This is a genomic window from Streptomyces sp. UW30 (assembly GCF_008042075.1).
In the GTDB taxonomy this organism is placed as follows: Bacteria; Actinomycetota; Actinomycetes; order Streptomycetales; family Streptomycetaceae; genus Streptomyces.
On sequence record NZ_RDBN01000161.1, the window covers coordinates 1 to 2,204 of the forward strand.

At 68.2% G+C, this 2,204-nt stretch carries 1 protein-coding gene; it reads right to left on the bottom strand.

Translation table 11 applies throughout. The features are described 5' to 3' along the window. Window positions 1–2,134: WD40 repeat domain-containing protein (locus EAO75_RS45185; RefSeq protein WP_148000928.1), on the bottom strand; the 2,134-nt coding region annotated here is incomplete at its 3' end. Window positions 2,135–2,204: the final 70 nt, after the last annotated feature.

The following is a 2,204-nucleotide window of genomic DNA, read 5'->3' on the forward strand; positions in this document are numbered from 1 at the left end:
AGGCGGGCCCGAGCCGGCGCGGTGCTTGCGGGTTGCTGACTTCCAGGAGCTGCAGGTCACTGCTGCCCAGAGCCAGCTTCCGCCCATCAGGGCTGAAGCGCGCTGCGCTGACGGTGTAGGTCATGCCCTCCACTTGGGGGGAGGCCACCGGCCACAGACGGGCGATGCCGTCGTTCGCCCCAGTGATCATGCTCGTGCCGTCGGGGCTGAACCAGGCGGGCCCGAGCCGGCGCGGTGCTTGCGGGTTGCTGACTTCCAGGAGCTGCAGGTCACTGCTGCCCAGAGCCAGCTTCCGCCCATCAGGGCTGAAGCGCGCTGCGCTGACGGTGTAGGTCATGCCCTCCACTTGGGGGGAGGCCACCGGCCACAGACGGGCGATGCCGTCGTTCGCCCCAGTGATCATGCTCGTGCCGTCGGGGCTGAACCTGACGGAGGTGACGGGGGCGGGGTGCGGCAGCGTGGCCAATGTGCGGCGGCTGGCGATGTCAATCAGACGCAGTCCCTTGTTGCTGTCCGAGCTGGCGATCGCGAGTGTGGTGCCATCGGGGGAGAAGGCGACCGCGTTGACGTAGGTGGCCGCGCCGCTGATCGCCTTGCCCGCCCGGCTCGGGCGGCGGACGTCGCCTGTCGACCAGAGGTGGACCAGGTTGTCGGCGCCGCCGACCGCGAGCAGCCGGCCGTCGGGACTGAAGGCCAGGTGGCCGATCGCCTTCGTGGTTGCGGGGACGGAGATCGGGTCGGCCGGCCGGGCGGGGTTGCTGATGTCCCACAGCTGCACTCTTCCGTCCTCGGCGCCCACCGCCAGCTGTTTGWTGCCCGGGCGAATGGACACGGATTTCGTCGGCGCATCGTCGTTGACGCGTACGGTCTTGCCCAGGGCCCTCACCGAGAGGCCCTTCACCCTCCACAGCCGCACGCTGCCGGGCGCGACACCGTCTGCCTCCGGTTCTGCGATGGCTGCAGCCATCAAACTGCTGTCCGGACTGAAGGCCACCGAGTAGACCTTCGCGCCGAGCGACGTGAGAGACCGTAGCGGGCGGGGCTCTGTCGGACGACGGGTGTCCCACAGGTGGATGCTGCCATCCGCGCAGGACGCGGCGAGGAGGTTCCCGTTGGGGGAGAACGCCAGCGCATAGATCTTCCGGCAGACGACCTCGGCCGGTTCAGACAGCGCTTTGGGGTGGCCAGGCTCGGACAGGTCCCACAGCCGCACGGTGTTCTCCACCGCTGCCGCGGCCACGGCTCCGCCGGGATGCATCCCGACCGCATACATGAGGCCGGCATCCCGACCACCCAGCATGCGTACAGCCGGCGGAAGCGCTGTTGCTTCGATCAGTGCCGAGCGGGCCTCGGTGGTAGGGGAGATGCGGTAGGCAGCCAGCGCCAACTGGCGCGCGAGGTTGACGTCCTTCGTGCGCAAGATGCTCGACTGGCTGGCCAGCGTCCGTGACTGCGCCTCATCACGTTGCTGCCTGAGATTGCCAGCCTGGTCGTACACCAGGCCAGCCAACGTGCCCACCGCCAAGACCAAGRCAGCCAGCACGACAATCGTCGTCCACAGCAGTCGTGCCTTCTTCTGCGACTGTCTGACGGACGCATCGATGAACGCGCGCGCCAACTTGCCTACGTCCGCCGGATAGTGCGCACYCCAATCCCGGGCGGCCTGGAGACGGGTCGCGAAGTAGAGATGGGCACTGGGCCGCCTCTCGTCGTCCCAGTGCCGGGCATCGGCCGCCACCTGCTGCGCGACCAGACGGCTGCTGTGGTCGGCTTCGAGCCACCGACGCAGTTCAGGCCAGGCGGCCATCAGCGCTTCGTGAGTGATCTCTACGGTGACCTCGTCGAGAGTCAGCAAGCGACCCTCCACGAACCGGTCCAGCACCTCCTCCGCCTCGCTCTCCTCACAGTTGATGTCGGAGAACAGCTCCATCAGCGTGATCTGGCGGCGGGTGGCCGCTCCAGAGGGCGAGACGTGCACAAGATGCAAGAACATCTTTCGTGCGACGGCCTTCTGGCCGCCTGACAGGCCGGTGTAGATCTCCTCGGCTGTCACCCGCAAGGCGCCCTCGACGCCGCCGACCGCCTGGTAGTTCGCTACCGTCATCTCCCTGCCGCTGCCACGCTGCCAGGTCATCTGCAAGGCATGGGACAGCAGGGGAAGGACGCCCGCCTGGTGCGCGAACCTGCCCCCCCGCGCGGAGATG